The 20,854-nt window shown below is 72.0% G+C and carries 19 protein-coding genes; 14 read left to right on the forward strand and 5 right to left on the reverse strand.

All coding sequences use genetic code 11. The features are described 5' to 3' along the window. Positions 1–85 precede the first annotated feature (85 nt). Entirely contained in the window at positions 86–976 is an 891-nt protein-coding gene (locus FRADC12_RS15275; protein ID WP_045877154.1) for a hypothetical protein, read from the forward strand. Positions 977–1,478: 502 nt separating this feature from the next. On the opposite strand, the gene FRADC12_RS15280 is transcribed toward FRADC12_RS15275, so the two are convergent. After that, on the reverse strand, positions 1,479–3,029 hold the full coding sequence (locus FRADC12_RS15280) for a CoA transferase (RefSeq protein WP_052710931.1): 1,551 nt from the start codon (positions 3,027–3,029) through the stop codon (positions 1,479–1,481). Positions 3,030–3,451: 422 nt separating this feature from the next. Between FRADC12_RS15280 and FRADC12_RS15285 the strand changes: the two genes are divergently transcribed. The 7 genes from FRADC12_RS15285 to FRADC12_RS15310 all read left to right on the forward strand — a co-directional run bounded on the left by FRADC12_RS15285 (position 3,452) and on the right by FRADC12_RS15310 (position 10,177). Then, positions 3,452–3,961, forward strand: a complete 510-nt coding sequence (locus FRADC12_RS15285) for a J domain-containing protein (RefSeq protein ID WP_045877155.1) — start codon at positions 3,452–3,454, stop codon at positions 3,959–3,961. Positions 3,962–4,018: 57 nt separating this feature from the next. Continuing rightward, complete coding sequence (locus tag FRADC12_RS29885; RefSeq protein ID WP_084010783.1) at positions 4,019–4,249, forward strand: FmdB family zinc ribbon protein; 231 nt, start codon at positions 4,019–4,021, stop codon at positions 4,247–4,249. A 421-nt stretch (positions 4,250–4,670) separates the two neighbouring features. Beyond that, positions 4,671–5,846: a branched-chain amino acid ABC transporter substrate-binding protein gene (locus FRADC12_RS15290; RefSeq protein ID WP_052710932.1), complete on the forward strand. Its 1,176-nt coding sequence runs from the start codon at positions 4,671–4,673 to the stop codon at positions 5,844–5,846. A gap of 326 nt (positions 5,847–6,172) precedes the next feature. Then, a complete protein-coding gene (locus FRADC12_RS15295; protein WP_045877156.1) occupies positions 6,173–7,105 on the forward strand; it encodes a branched-chain amino acid ABC transporter permease in 933 nt (310 codons plus the stop codon). After that, positions 7,102–8,508 carry a branched-chain amino acid ABC transporter permease gene (locus tag FRADC12_RS15300; protein ID WP_045877157.1) on the forward strand — a complete coding sequence of 469 codons (1,407 nt, stop codon included), beginning with the start codon at positions 7,102–7,104 and terminating at the stop codon, positions 8,506–8,508. The genes FRADC12_RS15295 and FRADC12_RS15300 overlap by 4 nt, the downstream gene beginning before the upstream one ends. Beyond that, on the forward strand, positions 8,505–9,434 hold the full coding sequence (locus tag FRADC12_RS15305) for an ABC transporter ATP-binding protein (RefSeq protein WP_084010785.1): 930 nt from the start codon (positions 8,505–8,507) through the stop codon (positions 9,432–9,434). The genes FRADC12_RS15300 and FRADC12_RS15305 overlap by 4 nt, the downstream gene beginning before the upstream one ends. Beyond that, positions 9,434–10,177, forward strand: a complete 744-nt coding sequence (locus tag FRADC12_RS15310) for an ABC transporter ATP-binding protein (RefSeq protein WP_045877158.1) — start codon at positions 9,434–9,436, stop codon at positions 10,175–10,177. Before FRADC12_RS15305 ends, FRADC12_RS15310 begins: the two co-directional genes overlap by 1 nt. 96 nt (positions 10,178–10,273) lie before the next feature. Here the strand turns inward: FRADC12_RS15310 and FRADC12_RS15315 are convergent, their stop codons facing one another. Continuing rightward, positions 10,274–10,501, reverse strand: a complete 228-nt coding sequence (locus FRADC12_RS15315; protein ID WP_045877159.1) for a hypothetical protein — start codon at positions 10,499–10,501, stop codon at positions 10,274–10,276. A gap of 16 nt (positions 10,502–10,517) precedes the next feature. On the opposite strand from FRADC12_RS15315, the gene FRADC12_RS15320 reads away from it, so the two are divergent. From FRADC12_RS15320 to FRADC12_RS31365, 3 genes are all read left to right on the forward strand, one after another. Further along, positions 10,518–11,549 (forward strand): LysR family transcriptional regulator, encoded by a 1,032-nt coding sequence (locus FRADC12_RS15320; RefSeq protein ID WP_232303817.1) that lies wholly within the window; start codon positions 10,518–10,520, stop codon positions 11,547–11,549. A 347-nt stretch (positions 11,550–11,896) separates the two neighbouring features. After that, positions 11,897–12,367, forward strand: coding sequence for a YbaK/EbsC family protein (locus FRADC12_RS15325; protein WP_045877160.1), 471 nt, complete (start codon positions 11,897–11,899; stop codon positions 12,365–12,367). Between the two features lie 309 nt (positions 12,368–12,676). After that, positions 12,677–12,847: a hypothetical protein gene (locus tag FRADC12_RS31365; protein WP_157488875.1), complete on the forward strand. Its 171-nt coding sequence runs from the start codon at positions 12,677–12,679 to the stop codon at positions 12,845–12,847. Positions 12,848–13,307: 460 nt separating this feature from the next. On the opposite strand, the gene FRADC12_RS15335 is transcribed toward FRADC12_RS31365, so the two are convergent. Then, a complete protein-coding gene (locus FRADC12_RS15335) occupies positions 13,308–14,678 on the reverse strand; it encodes a D-arabinono-1,4-lactone oxidase (protein WP_045877162.1) in 1,371 nt (456 codons plus the stop codon). A 149-nt stretch (positions 14,679–14,827) separates the two neighbouring features. On the opposite strand from FRADC12_RS15335, the gene FRADC12_RS15340 reads away from it, so the two are divergent. The 3 genes from FRADC12_RS15340 (at position 14,828) to FRADC12_RS15350 (ending at position 18,090) form a co-directional block, all read left to right on the forward strand. After that, the gene (locus tag FRADC12_RS15340) at positions 14,828–15,193 is read left to right on the forward strand and encodes a type III PLP-dependent enzyme domain-containing protein (protein WP_198152914.1); all 366 of its coding nucleotides are present in this window, start codon (positions 14,828–14,830) and stop codon (positions 15,191–15,193) included. Between the two features lie 150 nt (positions 15,194–15,343). Beyond that, a complete protein-coding gene (locus tag FRADC12_RS15345; protein ID WP_045877164.1) occupies positions 15,344–16,939 on the forward strand; it encodes a class I adenylate-forming enzyme family protein in 1,596 nt (531 codons plus the stop codon). Between the two features lie 299 nt (positions 16,940–17,238). Continuing rightward, positions 17,239–18,090, forward strand: a complete 852-nt coding sequence (locus FRADC12_RS15350) for an SDR family NAD(P)-dependent oxidoreductase (protein WP_045877165.1) — start codon at positions 17,239–17,241, stop codon at positions 18,088–18,090. Positions 18,091–18,194: 104 nt separating this feature from the next. Here the strand turns inward: FRADC12_RS15350 and FRADC12_RS15355 are convergent, their stop codons facing one another. Both FRADC12_RS15355 and FRADC12_RS15360 read right to left on the reverse strand, forming a co-directional pair. After that, the gene (locus FRADC12_RS15355) at positions 18,195–19,334 is read right to left on the reverse strand and encodes an LLM class flavin-dependent oxidoreductase (RefSeq protein ID WP_232303818.1); all 1,140 of its coding nucleotides are present in this window, start codon (positions 19,332–19,334) and stop codon (positions 18,195–18,197) included. Between the two features lie 249 nt (positions 19,335–19,583). Further along, positions 19,584–20,738: an alpha/beta hydrolase-fold protein gene (locus FRADC12_RS15360; protein ID WP_045877166.1), complete on the reverse strand. Its 1,155-nt coding sequence runs from the start codon at positions 20,736–20,738 to the stop codon at positions 19,584–19,586. Positions 20,739–20,854: the final 116 nt, after the last annotated feature.

Consider the following 20,854-nt stretch of genomic DNA (forward strand, 5'->3'; position numbering starts at 1 on the left):
ACGCCCTTGGCGCGATCAGACCAGGTTGGCCGGGCTGAAGGTCCCTGCCCCGTATTACCCCGGCGACGGTGGGCAGGAGCGCGGCATGGAACGCCGCGACTCGGGTGCGGGCGACCGGCGGCTGGTCCGAGGACTGCTTCCGACCCGCCAGCCGAGCTCCCCCGCCGCCCCCGCAACCACGGGCCCCGCGCCGTCAAGCCAGGCTCGGCGACGGCGCACCGACGATCGCCGCCTCGACTCCCGGCCAGGAAGCGGCACGACCGACGGCCAGCCCGGCCCCATCTCGCCGCGCGCGGCGCAGACCGCCGAGGGGACCGGGCCGGGGCGGCCGGCTGGCGCCGGACCGCGACGGCCTGACCCCGACGTGGGCAACGGGCCGAGGCGGACCGGGTTGCCGCGGTGGCGGGGCAGCGGGACCGGCGCCACGGACGGCCCGCCCGCGGCCGCTGGCCGGCACCCCTCCTGGTGGCCGCGGCCGACGCGGCCGGCGAGCCACGGTCTGTCCGCCGGCGTCAGCGGCCTGCTGGGCCTGATCACGCTGTGCCTCGTGCTGGCGGCCGTCATCCTGGGGCTGTCATGGCTGGTCGGCGGCCTGGATGTGATGGCGCTCGGCGCGGTGCTCGGCGTCTGGGCGCTGTGTGTGGCGGCCCGGGTGATCCTGGGCCGGCCGGGCACCGACTGGACGGTGCCGACTCTCGACCAGGTCGTCGCCGCAGGGCTCGCGGGGCCGGACGAGTGCCGGTCACCGCAGCGGCGGCGCCGGGGGCGCGGGTGGCGGGTCAGCCCGCCCGACCCGGCCGCGGGACCGCCCGAGCCGGCGGTGCCGTCGGGCTGCGGCCCAGCCGCGGTACCGGCCGTGGCTCGCTCGGCCGGCACCGAACCGGACGAGCCGCGTACCGCGCGGCCAACCGGCGGGAGCGTCTCGACCCGGGCGGACACGGACGGTAACAGGAATAGCCCTCGAATGACCGGGTAGGCATCCAGGCATGGGTGCGACGAGTGAAAACGGCCGGCGACCCGCTGCTGGTGGTTTGTTTCAAACCCTCGCGGCCGGACTGGATCAGGTAGAGCGCGAGCAGACCCTTGATCTGATCAGACAGCGTCTTTTCGCCGACCGCGCCGCGGCGGCGGCCGGACAGCGTGAGCGGCAGGTGGACGTAGGTACCCGCACACGCGCGCGCCGCCGCCGCGGCGACTCCGATGACTCGGTCCCGTCTCGCGATGATCCTGGCTCGGCTCCTGCGCGCAGCCGCGTGAGCCATCCGAAGCACGGTTCCCAGAGTTAGCTCCGTGACCGCCCGGAACCTGCCGGGACGAGGCTCGCCGCGCGGTGCATTCAACCCGAAATTCCGCCCTCATTGGCCGCGTGGCCGTTCTGCCCTGAAAGTAATGCGGAGCGCGCGTAGGTGGCCTTGTTGCCGCGAGCTGTTCGGTTCCGTCAGGCCGGACGCCGCGGGCCATGCTGACCGGCGGCGCGGTCAGCGGATGGGCGCCCAGCCCGGGGAGTGCGCGCCCAGTGAGCTGGGTGGGCGGTCGTAGCCGCGCGCGGCGCCGCCGACCACACCGGGCGCGGCGATGTAGGAGAGCTCGCCGAACTCGCTGCGCATGGTGCGCCGGAACGGGTCGACGTCGGCGTCGCTCAGGCCCGGCTGGGCCAGGGTGTCCCGTTGCCCCAGGCCCATCAGCCAGCGGCCCGTCTGGGCCAGTGAGAGCCGGACGTGCCAGCTGCCGCCGGCTCCCTCGCGGCGGGCGAGCGCGGCCAGCACCCCGTACGCGGCGAGGTGGCCGGTGGCGTGGCTCAGCGCCGACGCGGGCAGCGGCTGCGGCCGGTCCGACCCGGCTGCCCGGGCGGACTCGACCGCGAGCCCGGACGCCGTCTGCACCAGGCCGTCGAAGCCGCGCAGCCCGCTCCACGGCCCGAGCCGGCCGTAGGCGCTGATCGTCGCGCACACGAGGCCGGGTCGGATCCTGGCCAGGTCCTCCGGCCCGAACCCGAGCCGGTCCAGTGCCTTCGGCCGGTAGGCCTGGATGACGACGTCCGCCGCGGCGACCAGGTCGCGCAGCCGCCGGGCATCGGTCCCGACCCGCAGGTTCAGGAACGTGCCGCGCTTGCCGAACCCTGTGTCGATCAGGAGTGTCCGGCTGTCCGGCAGGTGCGCCGCGCCCACCCGCAGCACGTCCGCGCCGAACGAGGCCAGCGCCCGGCCACAGACGGGACCGGCGGTCGCGCGGGTCATGTCCAGCACCCGCAGCCCGGCCGCCGGGCGGGCCGGCGACGCCACCGCCTGCGCCTGCGCCGACAACGCCTGCGCCGGCGCCGACGGCACGGTGGTCCCGCGGAACCGCGCCATCGCGGATGGCCCGGCCGGCGGTACACCCTCGTCCAGTTGCTCGATCTCGATCAGCGGCAGCCCGGCGACGGCGTGCCCGGCCGGGTGGGCCCACCACTCCGGCTCGGCGCGGGCCATCGTGGCGCACATGCCCATCGACTGCAGCTCGGCCTCCAGGCTGGCCGCGTCGTGGCGGGCGATGGCCTGGGCGACGGAGGCCGGCTCGGCCCGGGCACCGAGCAGCTCGAGGACGCCGGCGCGGTGGTGCGGCAGGTTGCAGTGCACCTGGATCCACCGGTCGTCCCGGGTCGTGTAGTAGCCGGTCAGCGGATCCGACGGGCTCGGTGCCGGCTGCCCGCCGATCCGCAGCAGCCGCTCACCGCGGAACGCGGCGGCAGCGTGCCGGGTGTCGACGGTGACCGGAGGGCAGTCGTCTCCCGAGCGCGCGGCCCACAGCTCGGCGGCGCCGTGCGCGGCGGCCGCGGTCGCGATGGTCGCCGCGGCGGTGACCCGGTACAGGCTGGGCAGCACGTCGGCGGGCCCGGTCACCGTCAGGCTGGCGGCCGCCCGTGCGTCCCCGGTCAGTCGGGCGAACTCGGTGACGATTCCCGCGAGCTCCCGCGCGCCGTCGCCCGTGGGCTCGCCGACGGCCTCGGGGCGAGGGCTCGGTCGCGGTAGGTCATGCAGCTGATCCGCCATGGCTCCGTCCGCTTCGAGGCCTGTCCAGCTCGCCAATAATCAGCCCGCCTGATGCATACCGTGGGCAGTTGGCGACTCTCAGCATCGCATTTGCTCGCTAGGGGTCGGAACAACGGCCCCAACCAGGCTCCTGATGACAGAAGGAGATAGCAGTGACGCCTTCGGCGACCGATACGAACAAAGTGCGACAAGTACGCCAGTCTGGCCGGGTTCCTGCGACGAGGTGGCCCGCTTTGTCGCCGTGATTCGCCCACATCTCGCGTCCCGTTCTGTGATCATCGATCGACGGGAGGTCGAGGAGCCCTGCTCGGGTAGGTGCCGGTCAGCCGCCACGCGCCGGGTCGCCGGACATGGTGCCGGCGGGGCGAGCGGGCGGGCTGCCCGTGGGCCCGGGCGCGGGGCCGCCGTGAGAGGAGGCCGCCATGACCAGGCGGACGACGCTGTACGGCCTCCTCGGTGTCCCGCCGTCGGCCACGGCGGACGAGATCAGGGCCGCGTACCGGCACGCCGCCCGGGAGCTGCACCCGGATGCCGGGGGCAGTGCGGCCGCCTTCCAGCGGCTCACCACCGCGTACCACATCCTTGGTGACCCAGCCGGCCGGGCCGGCTACGACGAGTACCTCGCCACCAGCAGCGCCCGCGTGGCCCAGGCCGCCGACGGTGCCCAGCCCGGCGATGGACCGCCGCCTCCCGCGGCCTTCCCCGGGGCCAGCCGGGAGGTCAGGCGCGGCTACCTCGTGATGACGACCGTGGCGCTGGGGCTGTTCATCCTCGCCGGTACGGTGGTGCGGCCGGTCTCCGTACCGGCCGCCATCGCCATGGCCGTGGTGGCGATGGTGATCCCGCCGATTGCCGCGATCGTCGCGAACCGCCCGCCGCCCACCCGTGGCACCCGGCGCAAGGGGCGGTCGGCCGGCCACCGGGCGCCCTGACCTGAGATGACGTGAGGACCGGCGGACACCGGAGTCCGCGTTCCCTATTCTCAAGCCATGGCTCGTTACGACTACCGCTGCCGGGTCTGTGACTCCTCGTTCGAGGTGCGTCGCGGGATAACCGAGGACGCGCCTGCCTCGGCGGTGCCCTGCCCGGCCGGTCACACCGAGACCTCGCGGGTCTTCTCTGCGGTGGCGGTCAGCCGCGGCTCGTCCGCGCCGGTGGGTGCCTCGGTTCCCATGGGCGGCGGCGGTGGCTGCTGCGGTGGCGCCTGCGGCTGCGGCTGATCTTCCGGCGGCCTGCGGCGGCTGGCGCGGTGCCGGTGAGGCGCTCTGACCTGCCCGTGGTCCTGTGGGGCTGGTGTTGCCAGCCGGAGGCCTCAGGCCGTGCATTGTGAACGGATGCGGCGCGAAAGTGCCTGGAATATGTCCTACGTGTAACAAGAGCTCAACTGCCCTACCCGCCTGCGCTCGGGTTGGCTAGGTTTCCGCCAACTCGGCGCGGACTGCACCAGAGAGTCGGAGATCTTCCGGTTCCGCTGGTCACGGGCGTTGGGAGCAGGGGAGACCGCACCGGTTCCGATCTCCATGACCGGGCGCGCGCCTCCTCGCGTCCTTGGGGTGGCCGGCCGGATGGGCCGGGCGTCGGACGTGGGAGCGGCGGCGTTCGCGGGTGGGGGTCATGCCCGGCACACGTAGGAGGAAGTTGATGGAAAGGCGCAGGCTCGTTGGGGCGCTGGCGCTCGCGTCGGCGGTCGCGCTGACCGCTGCCGCCTGTGGCAGCAGCGGCAGCAGCGGCTCGTCCGGCAGTGGCAAGAAGACGTTCACGATCGGCTTCCAGGGCCCGCTGTCCGGTGACAACCAGCAGCTGGGCATCAACGGCCTCGACGGTGTGAAGACCGCGATCGCCGAGGCGAACGCGGACTCGTCGCTGCCGTTCACCCTGAAGCTCGTCCAGTCCGACGACCAGGGCGACCCGGCCGTCGCGCCGACCGCCGCCCAGAAGCTGGTCGACAACTCGGACGTCATCGCGATGGTCGGCCCGATGTTCTCCGGCGCGACCAAGGCCAGCGAGCAGCTCTTCACGGATGCGAACCTGCTGTCGGTCAGCCCGTCGGCCACCAACCCGGCCCTGACCACACTGGGCTTCAAGACCTTCTACCGGGTCATCGCGACCGACGCCGGCCAGGGCAAGGCCGCCGCCGACTACATCTCCAAGGTCCTCAAGCCGGCCAGCGTCTACTCGCTGGACGACGCCTCGGAGTACGGCGCCGGCCTCTCCAAGGTCATCGAGACGACGCTGACCTCTGACGGCACGAAGTTCACGCACGACTCGATCAACCCGACCAAGGACTACACGGCTGAGGCCACCAAGATCGTGGCGGCGAAGCCGGACGTCCTGTACTACTCGGGCTACTACGCCGAGTTCGCGCTGCTGACCAAGGCGCTCAAGAGCGCCGGCTTCACCGGCAAGATCATGTCAGGTGACGGCTCGCTGGACCCGGAGTACATCAAGCAGGCCGGCGCGGCCAACGCTGAGGGTGCCCTCATCAGCTGCCCGTGCCTCCTGGCCGGCGCCGACCCGAACGCCTCCGCGTTCGTGACGTCGTACAAGAGCACCAACGGTGGCGCCGAGCCGGGTACCTACTCGGCCGAGGCGTACGACGCGACCAACGGGATCATCGCGGTGCTCAAGCAGCTGGGCACGGGCGCGACCCGCGAGTCGGTCTCGGCCGCGTTCGGCAAGATCGACATCAAGGGCCTGACCAAGCAGATCAAGTTCACGCCCACCGGTGAGGTCACCGACGCGTCGTTCTACATCTACCAGGTGAAGGACGGCCAGCTGACCGTCCTCGGCCAGACCTCGAAGCTGATCGGCGGCTGACCCAGCCGCCCGGACCCGCCGCGTGAGGCCAGCGCGCCGCACGCGGCGGGAGCCGGCCCATGGCGCTCCTCGCCGCGGGGCCGGCCTGGGACCTCATGGATCGGGCGGCGGGCGCGCATCGGCCGCCGCCCGATCCGGCTTTCCGGGGGCCTGGAGATGTCTCGACGGCGCCGCGCCGCCTGCCGGACGGCTGAGCGGGCGCCCGCCTGGACGCCGGGACCGGACTCGGTCGCCGGCGTCGGGCCCCCGAGTGACCTGGCCGCGGGAGTAAGCGACCGTGATCCGTCGCTCCCGCGGCGGCGGACGATCTTCGACAAGGCGGATGCATGGGCTTCGTCCACCAGTTCTGGCAGCTAACCATCGACGGGCTGATGTCGGGCTCGTTGTATGCCGTCATCGCGCTCGGCTACACGCTGGTGTACGGCGTCCTGCAGCTGATCAACTTCGCGCACAGCGAGGTCTTCATGCTGGGCGCCTTCGGTGGCCTGTTTGCTGCCCGGCCAATCATCCACGCGTTCGACCACACCCCGTCCGGAATGGCCTCGGTCGGGATCGTGATGGTCGGGCTCATCGCCGGCGCGGCGTCCGGCGCGCTCGCCGCGTTCGTGCTCGAACGAGTGGCCTACCGCCCGCTGCGGAAGCGCAACGCGCCCCGGCTGGCCTACCTGATCAGCGCCATCGGCGCGTCCGGCTTCGCGGTGAACATGGCCGGCAAGCTGTGGGGGCACCAGAACGTGCCGCTCCCGCCGACGTTCACCAACGGCGTCGTGTTCCACATCTTCACCGGCAAGGTGAACACCCAGACGCTGGTCATCATCGCGGTCGCCGCGTTCATGCTCATCGTTCTCGACACGCTGGTCGCTCGCACCCGCCTCGGTCAGAGCATCCGCGCGGTCGCTCAGGACGCCGACACGGCGATCATGATGGGCGTCAACGTCGAGCGGGTCATCGTGCTGACCTTCGTCATCGGTGGAGCGCTGGCGGGTGCCGGTGGCTTCCTGCAGGCGATGACGTTCACCGCCGCGAACAACATGGGTTTCCTGCCCGGCGTCAAGGCCTTCACCGCCGCGGTTCTCGGCGGCATCGGCAATGTGCGCGGGGCGGTGCTCGGCGGTATCACGCTCGGCCTGATCGAGAGCTACGGCGGTTTCATCTTCCAGGCGTCGTACAAGGACGTCATCGCGTTCCTGGTACTGGTGCTGATCCTGATGATCCGGCCGACCGGCCTGCTCGGCGAGCGGCTGGGGAGGGCCGCATGAGCGCCGCGCCGACCATGTCGCAACCGTCGCCGCCCGCGTCCGCCCCGCCCGCGCCCGCCGGCCGCCCCGGGATCGGCGCTGTCGTCACCGGTGCCCTCTTCAGCCTCAAGGGCCTGCGGCTGCTCGGCACCTGGGTGCTGCTGAGCCTGGTCCTCGCCGTGATGACGGGCAAGGACGGCTCGCCGGACAAGCCGGCGCACGCCGTGGCCCAGTCCATCTTCGGGCCCAGGATCGTCACCTTCCTGGTCATCGCCGTGGTGATGTGGGTGGTGGTCGCGTTGTGGCCGCCGCTGCGGTCGCTGCTCCAGATCCCGGTCGACCAGGCCCGCGGGCCGGCCGCCGTCGTGACCGGCAACCGGTACGCCCCGATCGGCCTGAACCTCGTGCTGCTGGTGCTCGCGATCCTCGCGCCGATGTTCTTCTCGACGGCCGCGCAGCAGTCGATGGTCAACGACATCGGCATCTACGCGCTGCTCGCGCTCGGCCTCAACGTCGTCATCGGCTATGCCGGCATGCTCGACCTGGGCTACATCGCCTTCTTCGCGATCGGCGCCTACGCGACGGCCTACTTCTCGTACAAGCACACGTCACCGCCGCTGCCGGTGCACGCGCCGTTCAGCCTGAACCCGTTCTTCGTGTTCCCGATCGCGTTCGTGCTCGCCGCGCTCGCCGGCATCATCCTGGGCGCGCCGACGCTGCGGCTGCGCGGTGACTACCTGGCGATCGTGACGCTCGGGTTCGGCGAGATCATCCAGCTGATCGCGAACAACTCGTCGTGGACGAACGGGCCGCGCGGCGCGTTCGGCGTGCCGCACCTCTCGATTCACATCGGCGGCCTGAACTACGCCTGGAAGCTGGATCCGAGGCCGTACTACTACCTGCTGCTCGTCATCATCGTCGTCGTGATGCTCGCGCTCGGCCGGCTGGAACGGTCGAGAATCGGCCGGGCCTGGGCGGCGATCCGGGAGGACGAGATCGCCGCCGAGGCGACCGGCGTCCCGACGCTGCGGATGAAGCTGCTGGCGTTCGCGATCGGCGCGTCGGTCTCCGGCTTCGCCGGGGTGCTGTTCGCGAGCAAGCAGTTCTTCAACCCCGGTGTCTTCAGCCTGCAGGCGTCGTTCCTCGTGGTGACGATCGTCATCTTCGGCGGCATGGGCAACCGGCTGGGCGTGGTCGTCGGGTCGGTGGTCCTGCAGGGCCTGGCGTTCTACCTGCGAGACAAGGTTCCGGCGACGGACCGCTATATCTGGTTCGGCGCGGTCGTCATCGTGATGATGATCTTCCGGCCGCAGGGTGTCGTCCCGTCGCGGCGGCGCGGGCGGGAGATCAAGCTGGCCGAGCAGGGCATCGGCCACGCGGACTCGCTCGGTTCCGCGCCGATCTCGGAGGACCTGGCCTCATGAGCAAGCACCGTGCATCCGGCCCGGGCGTGGACCGGGGCACCGCCGAGGCCGTGGCCGTGGCGGCCACCGCCGCGACCGCGGCCTCGGCCGCTGACGGCCCCGGCGGTGACGTGGTCGTCGACGCGCAGGACCTCACGCTGCGGTTCGGCGGCGTGACCAGTCTCAACGGGGTCTCCCTGCGGCACCGGCGCGGCGAGATCCTCGCCGTCATCGGCCCGAACGGCGCCGGCAAGACTTCGCTGTTCAACTGCCTGACCGGGGCCTACAAGCCGCAGGAAGGCTCGGTGCGGTTCGCGCCGACGCCGCAGAAGGCGTACTCGATCGTCGGCCGGACGCCGCACTCCATCACCAAGCTCGGGGTCGCCCGGACCTTCCAGAACATCCGGCTGTTCCCGGCGCTGTCCGCGCTGGAGAACGTGCAGATCGGCGCCGAGATGCGCCAGCGCCACGGCGCGCTCGGCGCGATCTTCGGAACGCCGCGGGCCCGGCGGGAGGACCGCGACGGGGTGGCGCGCTCGGTCGAGCTGATGCGGCTGGTGGGGCTGGAACACCGGCTGCACGAGCTTTCCTCGTCGTTGCCCTATGGCGAGCAGCGCCGCCTGGAGATCGCCCGGGCGATGGCGACCGAGCCGAGGCTGCTGCTGCTCGACGAGCCGGCTGCCGGCACGAACCCGTCCGAGAAGCTGGAACTGGCCAACCTGATCCGCGCCATCGCCGAGACCGGCGTGTCGGTGCTGCTCATCGAGCACGACATGCGGCTGGTCATGTCGGTCGCGGCGAGCGTCGTCGTGCTGAACTTCGGACAGGTCATCGCGCATGGCACGCCCGCCGAGGTGCAGCGCGACCCGGCGGTCATCGAGGCGTATCTGGGAGCCCAGAGCGACGAGCCCGCCTCCGTCACCATCACGGGGAAGGACCAGTCCTGATGCTGCTGGAGCTCGTCGACGTCGAGGTCGCCTACGGTGCCGTCACCGCGCTGCGCGGAGCTCGGCTGACGGTCGACGCCGGTGAGATCGTCACGCTGCTGGGCGCGAACGGCGCCGGCAAGACGACGACGCTGCGTACCATCTCCGGGCTGTTGCGGCCGCGGGCCGGGCAGGTACTCCTCGACGGCGAGCCGCTGTCGCGCATCCCCGCGCATCAGCTGATCCGGCGCGGCGTCGCGCACTCACCGGAGGGCCGGCGGATCTTCCCGTCGATGTCGGTCCGCGAGAACCTGCTGATGGGCGCGTTCCACGACCGCAGACACGTCGCCGACGACCTGGAGATGGTCTTCGGAATGTTCCCGCGGCTCAAGGAGCGGATCGGTCAGGCCGGGGGCACGCTCTCCGGCGGTGAGCAGCAGATGCTGGCGATCGGCCGGGCCCTGATGAGCAGGCCGCGGCTGCTGCTGCTCGACGAGCCGTCGATGGGCCTGGCGCCGCTGATCGTCCAGACGATCTTCGAGGTCATCGCGCAGATCAACGCCACCGGCGTGGCCGTGCTGCTCGTCGAGCAGAACGCCGCTCAGGCGCTGCGGATCGCGGACAGGGGCTATGTGCTGGAGACGGGCCGGGTCGTGCTCGACGGGCCGGCCGGCGTGCTGCTCGCCGACGACCGCGTCCGCCAGGCCTACCTAGGCGAGGATGTCGGCGCTCCGGCCGGCGCCGAGGCCGCCGCGACCTCCTGACCCGGCTGGACGGCGGCACCCGTCACTGACGGGTGCCGCCGTTTTCGGATCGCCGGCGGTGTCATGCGCCGGCTCTCGGGTCGCCGGTGGCCGGGGTCACCCGAACAGGCCGCGTTCGCGCGAGCCGGTCAGGGTCTCCTGGCGGGCGTGGACGTCATGGAGTCGGGGAATGTCGCGGTAGCCGGCGGTCCAGGGATGGCTTTCGTCGAGGGTGGACGAGGTGGCCCTGCGCCAGTCCCGGCCGTCGCGGGAGTCGGCGCCGAAGCGCCGGACAGTCGCCACGATCAGCAGGACCGCCAGGGTGATGAGAGCAACGATGACCATGCGTTGAGAGTGACGGGTGTTCGATCCTCCGGTCCATCTAATTTTTCTTGCCGACACCGTTAAGCTGTTCTACGTGATCGATGTTCGACGGCTCCGCCTGCTGCGTGAGCTGGACTGCCGGGGCACGGTGGCGGCGACCGCCGCCGCGCTGCATCTGACCCCGTCCGCCGTCAGCCAGCAGCTGGCGGCGCTCGCCCGCGAGTCCGGTGTGCCCCTGCTTGACCAGGTCGGACGCAACGTCCGGCTGACGCCGGCGGCCCGGGTGCTGCTGCGGCACGCGGACGAGATCTTCGCTCAGCTGGAGCGAGCCGAGGCCGACCTCGCGGCGTTCGACGCGGGCCGGATCGGCCCGGTGACGATCTCCGCGTTCCCGACGGCGATCGTCGGAATTGTCGCCCCCGCGATTGAGCGGCTGCGCGAGACCCATCCGGGCATCGACATCACCATCGTCGACGTGATGCCACCCGACTGCTACGACATGCTGATCGGCGGCGAGCTCGACCTCGCGTGCGACTTCGTCTCCACCCACCCCGACGACGGCCGGTTCGAGACAGTCGGGCTGCTGGACGACCTCTTCGACGTCGCGCTGCCGCGCGACCACCCGCTTGCCGCCCTCGACCGGATCCGGCTCGCCCAGCTCGCCGACGAGGACTTCATCGCGAGCCGGCCGGGGACCGCCTGCTTGCAGATCATGCTGGCGGGCTGCGCGGTAGCCGGCTTCGCGCCGCGGATCCGCCACCGCAGCGACGACTTCCCGGCGGTGCTCAGCCTGATCGCCGCCGGCTGCGGGATCTCGCTCATCCCGCGGCTCGCCGGGCTGTGCTCGACGGACCGGGTGGTGCTGCGGCCGCTCGTGGACCCGCCGGTGCGCCGGCTCGCGGTGGCGCTGCGGCGCGGATCCGGCGGCGCGCCGCACCTCGCGGCCGTGGTGCGCGCGCTGGTGGACGCGGCCCGGGTCGCCGAGGCCGAGACCCCGTTGCTGCCAGGCATCTGCCCGCCCCCGGCCGCGGTTCGCCCGGGCGTCCCCCAGCCAGCCGTGATGGCGTAGAACGGCCCGGTTCTCGGGCTGGTGACGGCCGGCACCCAGGTGGCTGGAGCGGCCGGCTAATCTTTGACCTCCTCGGCGCCCGCGCCGTTCATGGACGGGGCGCGAAAACGGGGCTGGAATCGGGGGTCACCGCGCGTCGGCCATGGTTGACCAGCGGGTTATCACGCCGGGCGGGCCAACGAGCCGCGCGGAGTGTCCCTCTCGCTGTGGGACGTCATGGGCCAACGGATGACTGACGGACGCTCAGGGAACGGAGTGCCCAGCGTCGATGCGTGTGCGCGGGCCGCCGGGCCCTGATAGACCAGCACAGCACGTCCTGAATATCCGATCAAGAAGCAGGGAACGCCATGCATCCGACGGTGGAGCGTTTTCAGGAGCGCCTGCGCGAGCTGGGCGGCACTGGCGAAGCCCGTGAGCTGCCGAACAGCTCGCACACCGCGAACGAGGCCGCCGAAGCGCTCGGCACGTCGGTCGGGCAGATCGTGAAAAGCCTGGTCTTCCTGGCTGGGGACCAGCCCGTCATGGTGCTCGCGTCGGGTCTGAACCAGGTCGACACCGACAAGGTCTCGGCGCTGCTAGGCAGCCAGGTGGGCCGCGCCGGCGCGAAGACCGTCCGCGAGGCGACTGGCTACGCCATCGGGGGCGTTCCCCCGGTTGCGCACGCCACCGACATGCGCATCCTTCTCGACCGTGACCTGCTCGCCCACGCCGAGCTGTGGGCCGCGGCCGGAACTCCCAACGCCGTCTTCCCGACGAATCCCGACGAGCTCCACGCCATCACCCACGGCGAATGGGCCGACGTCCGCCACGAGTTCTAGAACCAACTCCGCCGAGGTTCGGCCGGCTTCGGCCTCCCCCAGATCGCTGTTTCGACCCTCCGGTGGTCGTATCCGGCGCTGTTTCGTAGCCACCAGAGGACGAAAACAGCGATCAAGGCGGGGGCAGACGTTGACGGTCGCGGCACCAGAACCAGCCGCACCGGCCTCGCTCCGAGCCTTTGTCTCGCACTCGACAGCGGGCCGACGCAACCGGTCCGCGACGGTACGCTTCCGCCCGGCTTCGGAAGCCGTGGTGGGCCTGGTCGTGAGACCGGACACGACGGCGGCACGGGTGAAGGAGGCGAAGGCGTGGCCCATCTACAGGATCGACTCGGCTATCCCCGCGGATGGCTGAGCGAGCCCGGCTACACCCTGCGCATCGAGCTGGAACGTGCGGAGCCGTCCGCGCCCTGGCAGCTGGACGACTGGGCCGCCGACTCCTGGGATGTCAGCGACACCGCGCTCCCCGAGTACCGCTGATCGTCGCCCGGATGTCTCGCCGCGGGAACAGAGAGGGCGAGCGCGGGATGCGCGCTGGCATTCTGGCCGTCGTACGGAACAGGCGGGTCTGGTCCAGGGCTGCGGCAAGATAACAGTCCGGATTGATCAAACTACGCTTCCAGTCTGGTCGGGCCTGGAGAAGTACTTTGAGTTGATCCGAAAACCCGGTAACCACAGGCGGTTCACGTCGCTGCCGGCCTATCCGTGCCGACCGAATCCGACTACCTTGGGTTGCCATACGCTACCGAGAGCGATCTCGCCGCAGCCCTGGGTCTGGTCCGCGGCCTTTCCCATCGGCCTGATCGCCCTGGTCGCCGGCGGGATGCTCGCCGGCTGGGGGCAACGGCCGTACGTCTCAAGCTCCGGACCGACGTCGCCCTGGCTGGTCGACGGCTGGTTCCTCTACGGTTTCCCCAACTGACGGCGTATCCCTGCGGCGCTATTCGCCGACGGGCCCCAGGACCTGGTCGAGGTAGTCGTTGGTGAAGATGCCGGCTGGGTCGCTCTGGGCGCGGACGGCTCGGAAGTCGTCGAATTTCGGGTAGCGCGGGCGGAGGGTCTCGGCGGTCTGGGTGTGCAGCTTTCCCCAGTGCGGCCGGCCACCGGCCGAGGTCATGATTGCCTCGACCATCGCGAAATATTCCTCGTGCGGGGTGCCGTGGTCGACGTGCACCGCGACGTAGCCGGTCTCCCGGCCGTGCGCCGTCGACAGCCAGATCTCGTCCGGCGCCGAGACCCGTACCTCGACCGGGAAGGAGATCCGCAGGCCGGAGCGTTCCACCGCGGCCGTCAGCTCGCGGACCGCGCCGACCAGCCCGGCCCTCGGCAGGGCGTACTCCATCTCCTTGAAACGCACCCGGCGCGCCGAGGTGAAGACCTTGTAGGAAAGGTCGGTGAAGGTGCGGGCGCCGAGTGCCCGAGAGCTGACCCTGGCCGCCGGCGAAATGGTGCGCGGCGCGTGCCGGCCGGCGGCGACGACCATCCCGAAGACCCGGTTGGACAGGAACTCGTCGGAGAACCACCCGCGTACCCGGCCCAGTGGGTCGAGTTCGCTCTGCCCGGCGGACAGCGAAATCCGGGTGTTGCGCTTCGTCAGTGTGCGATCGGTATGCGGGAACCAGTAGAACTCGGCATGGTCCGCACCGTCGGCGAACTCGTCGAGACCGTCGAGGAGCTCAGGCAGCCGGGCTGAGCCCTCCTCGGCCCGCAGCGCGAACAGCGGTACCGCCTGGAGCGTCACCGACGTGACGACCCCGACGGCGCCCAGCCCCACCCGTGCGGCGGCGAACAGGTCGGCGTGGTCATGCACCGAGCACAGCACGATCTCCCCGTCCCCCCGGACGAGCTCGAAGGCCCGTACCTGGGTCGCGAGCCCGCCGAACCGGGCGCCGGTGCCGTGTGTCCCGGTCGCCAGCGCCCCGGCGATCGTCTGCTGTTCGATGTCACCGAGGTTGGTCAATGCCAGCCCCGCCTCGGCGAGGAGCCGGTTGAGCCGGCTCAACGTCATCCCGGCGCCCACGGTCACCAGCCCGCTCGCGGCGTCCAGCGCAAGCAGGTCGGCGCACCGGTCCAGCACCAGCTGGGTCGTGTCCGGGCCGTCGGGCCGCCCGATCGCGGTGAACGAGTGGCCGGTCCCGATGGGCCGCAGCCGCGAACCGCCGTCGACGGCCTTGCGTACCAGGGCCGCGACCTCGTCGGGGCCAGCCGGGTGCGCAACCTCGGCCGGGGTCGCCGTCTGGTTGCCGGCCCAGTTCGCCCACGCCGTCGGGGTTCCCGACCGCCTTTGCCGCCAGCCGGCGGAAGAGCCCACTGATTTCCTCCGAGCGTCCGCGCCTGGTTCCCCGCGCAGCCGGGTCCGGGGCACCGGTGAGATGACTGGCGTTCGCCGTCTCATCTTGCCCTATGCGCGCCAGAGCCGGATGTGATCTTGCGGCGGTCTCGCGGGGACGGATCAGGGCGGTGTCGGCCCACCCGGCCCACCCGCCCTGTTCGCACTGCCGGTGGTGCGCCGCCCGGCGCCCGGCGCCCGGGATCGTGACGGCCGCCGGCGGTGGCTGGATCGCGTCCGGGCCGCCAGGACCGGACCGGGTGCCCCAGCCCGTGCATCCGGCCGGCCTCCGGTTCGTCGGTTCGGAGGGCGCCGGCGGAGTGCGGACCCCGCTGCGCGGCCCGGCGGCAGACCGGCTCGAGATCGGCGACCTGGTCTGGTTCCGGCACGCCAAGGCGGGCGAGCTGTGCGAGCACGTCAACCTGCCGCAGCTGGTGGAGGCTGACGGCTCGGTCCGGCCGGTCCCGACCTGTCGAGGCGAGGGCCAGGCCTTCTGACCACCGCTGGCGCGTCACGGAGTGGATCTCTGGTGTCGGCGGCGCGGAGGGTGCAGCATTCCAGCCGCGGCTGTGTGTCGTACCTCACGAGCATCCGACCTGCTGCCGGCTCGATCGCCGGTCGGCCGGGCCCGAAGGGAACGTGACGCGATGACGGTGACCGGGACCATGGCTACCGGCAGCAGCCTCGGCCTCCTGGCCGAGCTGGCCCAGGAGCGGGTGGGCGATGAGACGCTGCTCCATTTCGAGGACCAGCGCTGGACCGGCACCCAGCTGACCGAGCGGGCCGCCCGGCTGTCCGGTGGGATGCGGGCCGCCGGTCTGCGTCCGGGCGACCGGGTCGTCGTCTGCATGGCCAACTGCCCCGAGGTCGGGATCACCTACTCGGCGGTCTGGCGGGCCGGCGCGGTCGTCACGCCGGTGCTGTTCCTGCTCAGCGAGCCGGAGCTGAAGCACGTGCTGACCGACAGCGGCGCCTGTTTCGTCGTCACCACGCCGGAGTTCCTGGCCAAGGTGCTGGGAGCGGCCTCCGATGTGCCGACGGTCGCCGCCGTCGTGGTCGCCGGCGACACCGGCGGCCTCGCCGGGGGCACCGACCTCGCGGGCGGCGCCGGCCGGGTGCCGCCTGTGGTCGACTTCGCCGAGCTGGAGGCCGCCGACGCGGCCGGGCTGGTCGACACTGTGTCCACCGAGATGGCGGCGCTGCTCTACACCGGCGGCACCACCGGCCGTTCCAAGGGCGTCGTGCTCACCCACGACGCGCTGTCGTCCGCCGCCTGGGCGGCCCACCTCTCCCATGAGGAGGAGGCGCCCGAGGACGGCGGCAGGCTGGTCGGGCTGTCCCCGCTGCCCCTGTCGCACGTCTATGGGCTGGCCATCAACGTGATGGCCCTGCATGCCTCGATGCCGGGTACGTCGGTGTTGATGCGGTGGTTCGACCCGGTCGGGTTCCTGACCCTCGTCGCCCGTCACCAGGTGCGGATCAGTGCCCTCGTGCCGATGATGATCCGGATGCTGCTGGACATGCCGGTCGAGAGCTACGACACGTCCAGCCTGCGCAGGGTCGTCAGCGGCAGTGCCGCGCTGCCGCGGGAGACCGGTCTGGAGTGGCAGCGCCGGCTGCCGCACATCGCCCTGGCCGAGGGCTACGGCTGCACCGAGGCGGCGGCGATCGTCTCGTCCGCGCCGCGCGGGGCCATCCGGCTCGGCAGCGTCGGGAAGCCCGCCGCGGGGGTCGAGGTGCGCATCGAGCGGCGCGACGGCACCGAGGCGGTGGCCGGCGAGGAGGGCGAGATCTGCCTGCGCGGGCCGTCGCTGATGCGCGGCTACTGGAACGCCCCCGAGGAGACAGCGCAGGTGCTGCGCGGCGGCTGGCTGCACACCGGCGACATCGGGAAGTACGACGACGACGGCTATCTCTACGTCGTCGACCGGATCAAGGACGTCATCATCCGCAACGGCTTCAACGTGTACCCGCGCGACGTCGAGGACGTGCTGCTCACCCACCCCGACGTGGTCGGCTGTGGAGTGGTCGGCCGGCCGGGCGCGGCGCATGGCGAGGAGGTCGTCGCCTTCGTCCAGCTCGCGCCGGGGGCGACGGTGACGCCGGCGGATCTCGTCGCCTTCGCGCGGGAGCGGATCTCGGCGGTGAAGTACCCACGCGAGGTGCTGGTCGTCGACGCGATCCCGCTGACCAGCGTGCTGAAGACCGACCGCAAGGCGCTGCGGGCGCTGCTGGACGGCTGACGTGGCCGGTCGTGTCGCCTTTCTGACTCTTCAGATCCTGCCCGTCGATCACGGATCGCTGTCGGTTGTATTCCCGTTTGCCTGATGAGCAGGTCGTCACGATTGACCGACCTAGGGTGGCTGAATGTGCTCATAGGGGCACTTGACACTCCCGTAAGGGTACAGATGTAGCCACCACGTGAAGATCTACCCCCGCCGATGGCCCAAGATGGCTCTGGCCGCTTCGCCACAATCCGGAAGATGTACCGGGTTGCCGTCGAACGGCGGCAGGTGTCCGCGGCGGGAAGAGCGTGATCTAGGTGAACGACTACAGGGGGCAGACCGCCCTGGTCACGGGTGCCTCGTCGGGCATCGGTCTGGCTCTGGCGGACGGGTTCGCGAGCCGCGGCGCGGACGTGGTGATCGCCGCGCTGCCCAACGAGAAGCTGCCCGCGGCCGCGGCCTGGCTGCGGCGGCGCCATCCGGTGACGGTGCACGAGATCGCCGTCGACCTCGCGCTGGAGGAGGGCCCGGACCGGCTCGCCGCGCGGGTGGCGGAGCTGGGGCTCACGATCGACATCCTGGTCAACAACGCCGGCTTCGGGCAGCACGGCTACTATCATGATCTTGACCAGGGCCTGCACCACCGCGAGGTGATGCTGCTGTGCGCCGCCGTCGAGCGGATGACCCGGCTGTTCCTGCCCGGGATGCTCGAGCGTGACCGCGGCATCCTGATCAACCTCAGCTCGGTGCAGGCGTTCCAGGCCGTGCCGCACATGGCCGTCTACGGCGCGGCGAAGGCGTTCGTGCTCTCGTTCACCACCGCCCTGTGGGCCGAGTACCGCGACCGCGGCGTAAAGATCATGGCGCTGTGCCCGGCCCAGACGGACACCGACTTCTTCGAGGGCCTCGGTTACGAGGTCGCGACCGGAGGCCGGCTGCGGACCCCGGACGAGGTCGTCGCCACCGCCTTCCGGGGCCTGAAGCGCGGCGCGCCGTATGCCATCGACGGGTGGATGTACCGCCTGACGGCGAACGCGCCACGGTTCCTGCCGCGCGGGCTGGTCGCCCGCATCACCCAGAAGGTGCTGCACCCGTCGAAGATGACCCGGCCCGCCAAGCCCGCCCGCGACCTCGCCGCCGCGGCCGACGCCGCCCGCCCGGCGGCCTGACGCCGCCGCCCGACGTCCCGCCCTGGCTGCCGAACGGCGCCCGCCTGCCCGGCGCCGTTCGCCTGACGTCAGGAACCGTGTCGCCGCCCGCCGCCGGGCGGACCTCACCCGGCCGGGCGGGTAGCCTCCCCGACCGCGCCGGCGGGCGTCCGGGACGGCACGAGGTCCCCGCCGAGCCCGGCGAGCAGCTCGTAGGAGTGAACGCGATCTGTGTGGGCGTGCACGTTGGTGGTGACCATCAGCTCGTCGGCGCCGGTCGCGTCGAGCAGCTGGCGCAACCCGCGGCGGACCCTCTCCGGCGAGCCGACGACGTGCGAGGCGGTCGCCTGGCGCGCGACCTCGCGCTCCTGGTCGGTCCAGGGGTAGGCGGCGGCCTCCTCGGGCGTCGGGTACGTCCCGGGCCGGCCCGTCCGCAGGCGCATCATGGTCAGCCGGATCGGGCCGGCGAGCCACTCCGCCTGCTCGTCGGTGTCGGCCACCAGCACGGCGGCGGCCACCATCGCGTACGGCCGCTCGCGGCCGGCCGATGGCCGGAACGAGGAGCGGTACAGCTCCAGGGCCGGCAGCGTGTTCTGCGCACTGAAGTGGTGCGCGAACGCGAACGGCAGCGACAGGATGCCCGCCACCTGGGCGCTGTAGCCGCTGGACCCGAGCAGCCAGATCGGCGGCATCTCGGCGCGCGGGAAGGCGGTCACGCCGTGCAGCCGATGGCCCTTGGGGAACTCGGCGCCGGCCAGGAAGGTCGTCAGCTCGGCAATCTGGTCGGGGAACTCGTCCTCGACGAGGAAGCGGCCCGGGGTTCCTCCCCGATCGGCGAAGCCGCTCGGGGAGGCCTGGGTCCGGCGCAGTGCCCGCGCCGTCGCCTGGTCGGTGCCGGGGGCGCGACCGAGGCCCAGGTCGATCCGGCCGGGGAACATCGCGCCGAGCGTGCCGAACTGCTCGGCCACGACCAACGGCGCGTGGTTGGGCAGCATCACTCCGCCGGAGCCGACCCGGATCGTCTCGGTGGCGGCCGCGACCTGGCCGATCAGCAGTGCCGTCGCGGCGCTCGCGATCCCCGGCATGCCGTGGTGTTCGGCCAGCCAGTAACGGGTGAAGCCCAGCTGCTCGGTCCGTCGGGCCAGGTGGAGCGAGTTGCGGATGGCGTCCCCGGGCGTCACTCCGGTCCCGACCGGTACGAGGTCGAGCACCGACAACGGCAGGGCGAACGGCGCGGGCGCGAGCCCACCAGGCTGCGATGTCACGTCTTCGCACAACCGTCGGGCGCCCCCGCCGTCTTCCCGGACCCAGGGTGCTTCCCGACCTCGGGCCGGGCAGCCCGGACCGCGGTCCGCATTTCTCGATCTCCGTCTGCTTCCCGGCCAGCCGCGGGCCACCACCTTGGTGCTAGTGATCGTTGCTTCGGCCCTCGGGTGGTCGTGGGAAAGTCCTGATCACAGCCGCGCGAGGCGAAGACAGCGATCAACGACCGCGCAGGGCGGCGGGAGCCGGTCCTAGCCGGACAGGGCGTCGCTGAGGAACGCGAGCTGGGCGGGAAGCTGGCGGCGCCAGAAGCCGAAGTCGTGACAGCCCACAGCGAATCCGCGCTCGGCCGCGCCGAGTTGCCGTGCCAGGTCGTGGTCGACGGGGCTGAACGGATCCGCGTTGCCGCAGTCGATGCGGTAGCTGACTCCGCGGGCCGGCCCGATGCCGAGCACGCGGTTGGCCGCGAAGTCGGCGGCCGAGTCGAACGCGCCGGGGGCGGCGTCGCCGTAGCTGCGCCAGACCGCTGGGCTGCTTGCGGCGACGGCGACGACCCGCGCTGGGTGCCGCCGGGCCAGCAGCAGCCCGCCATAGCCGCCCATCGACCAGCCGAGCACGCCGAACCGGTCGACCCGGATCCCCTGCGCCGCGAGCCGGGGCAGTACCTCGTCCAGCAGCATCCTCTCGGGGTCGTCGCCGTTCGCGCGCCGATGCCAGTACGTCTCACCGCCGTCGACCGCGGCCAGCGCGAACGGTGCCACTCCGGAGGCTGTCGCCGCCGCCAGGTATGCAGGCCCGGCCAGCCCGGTGACGAGGTCGCCTGCCGTGCTGCCCAGTCCATGCAGCACCAGGCAGAGCGGCAGCGCCGCGAGGTCGCCGCCCGTCGCGGCGCCCCTGGCTCCGGCGTCGGCGCCCCTGGCTCCGGCGTCGGCACGACTGACCGGGCTACCGGCGGCGGTACCGCTGCTCGCTCCGGTGCCGGTGGTGTGTCGAGGGGCGTAGCCGGGTGGGTAGGCGACGACCAGGCTGACGTCACGGCGGCGGGCGGCGCTGGTGAACGTCGTGGTGGTGACGGGGCCGGTGGTGACGCCCGCGGGCGGGGTTCCGGGGCTCCCGCAGCCTTCGATCGTCCTGATGAGCCGGGGCCGGCCCGGCAGCCAGCCTTCGTACACCGCGCCACCGGCTGCCGCGAGGCCCGCGACGCCGACCAACGCCCCGGTGCCCGCGACCAGCATCCGGCGCCGGCTCGGGCCGGCGCCGGCCGACCGGCGCCGTTCCGCCAGGCTCGGCAGCCGCGCGGGCCAGGGAGCCCGCGCTCGCGGCCCGCGGTCCTCCTCCGGGTCCGCGCCCGCGCCCGCGGCGGCACGCGCGGACGCACCCCGCTCCGGCCCTGCCCCCGACCCCATGCCCGAATGCTCCCATCCCAGGCGGATCCTGCTGGCCAATTCGGGAGAGCCTCGGTGATCTAGAAGAGGCGCCCAGGCATACGCCGCATAACGGACGCCGGAGCGACCGCTCGCCC

This window comes from Pseudofrankia sp. DC12 (genome assembly GCF_000966285.1).
Classification (GTDB): Bacteria; Actinomycetota; Actinomycetes; order Frankiales; family Frankiaceae; genus Pseudofrankia.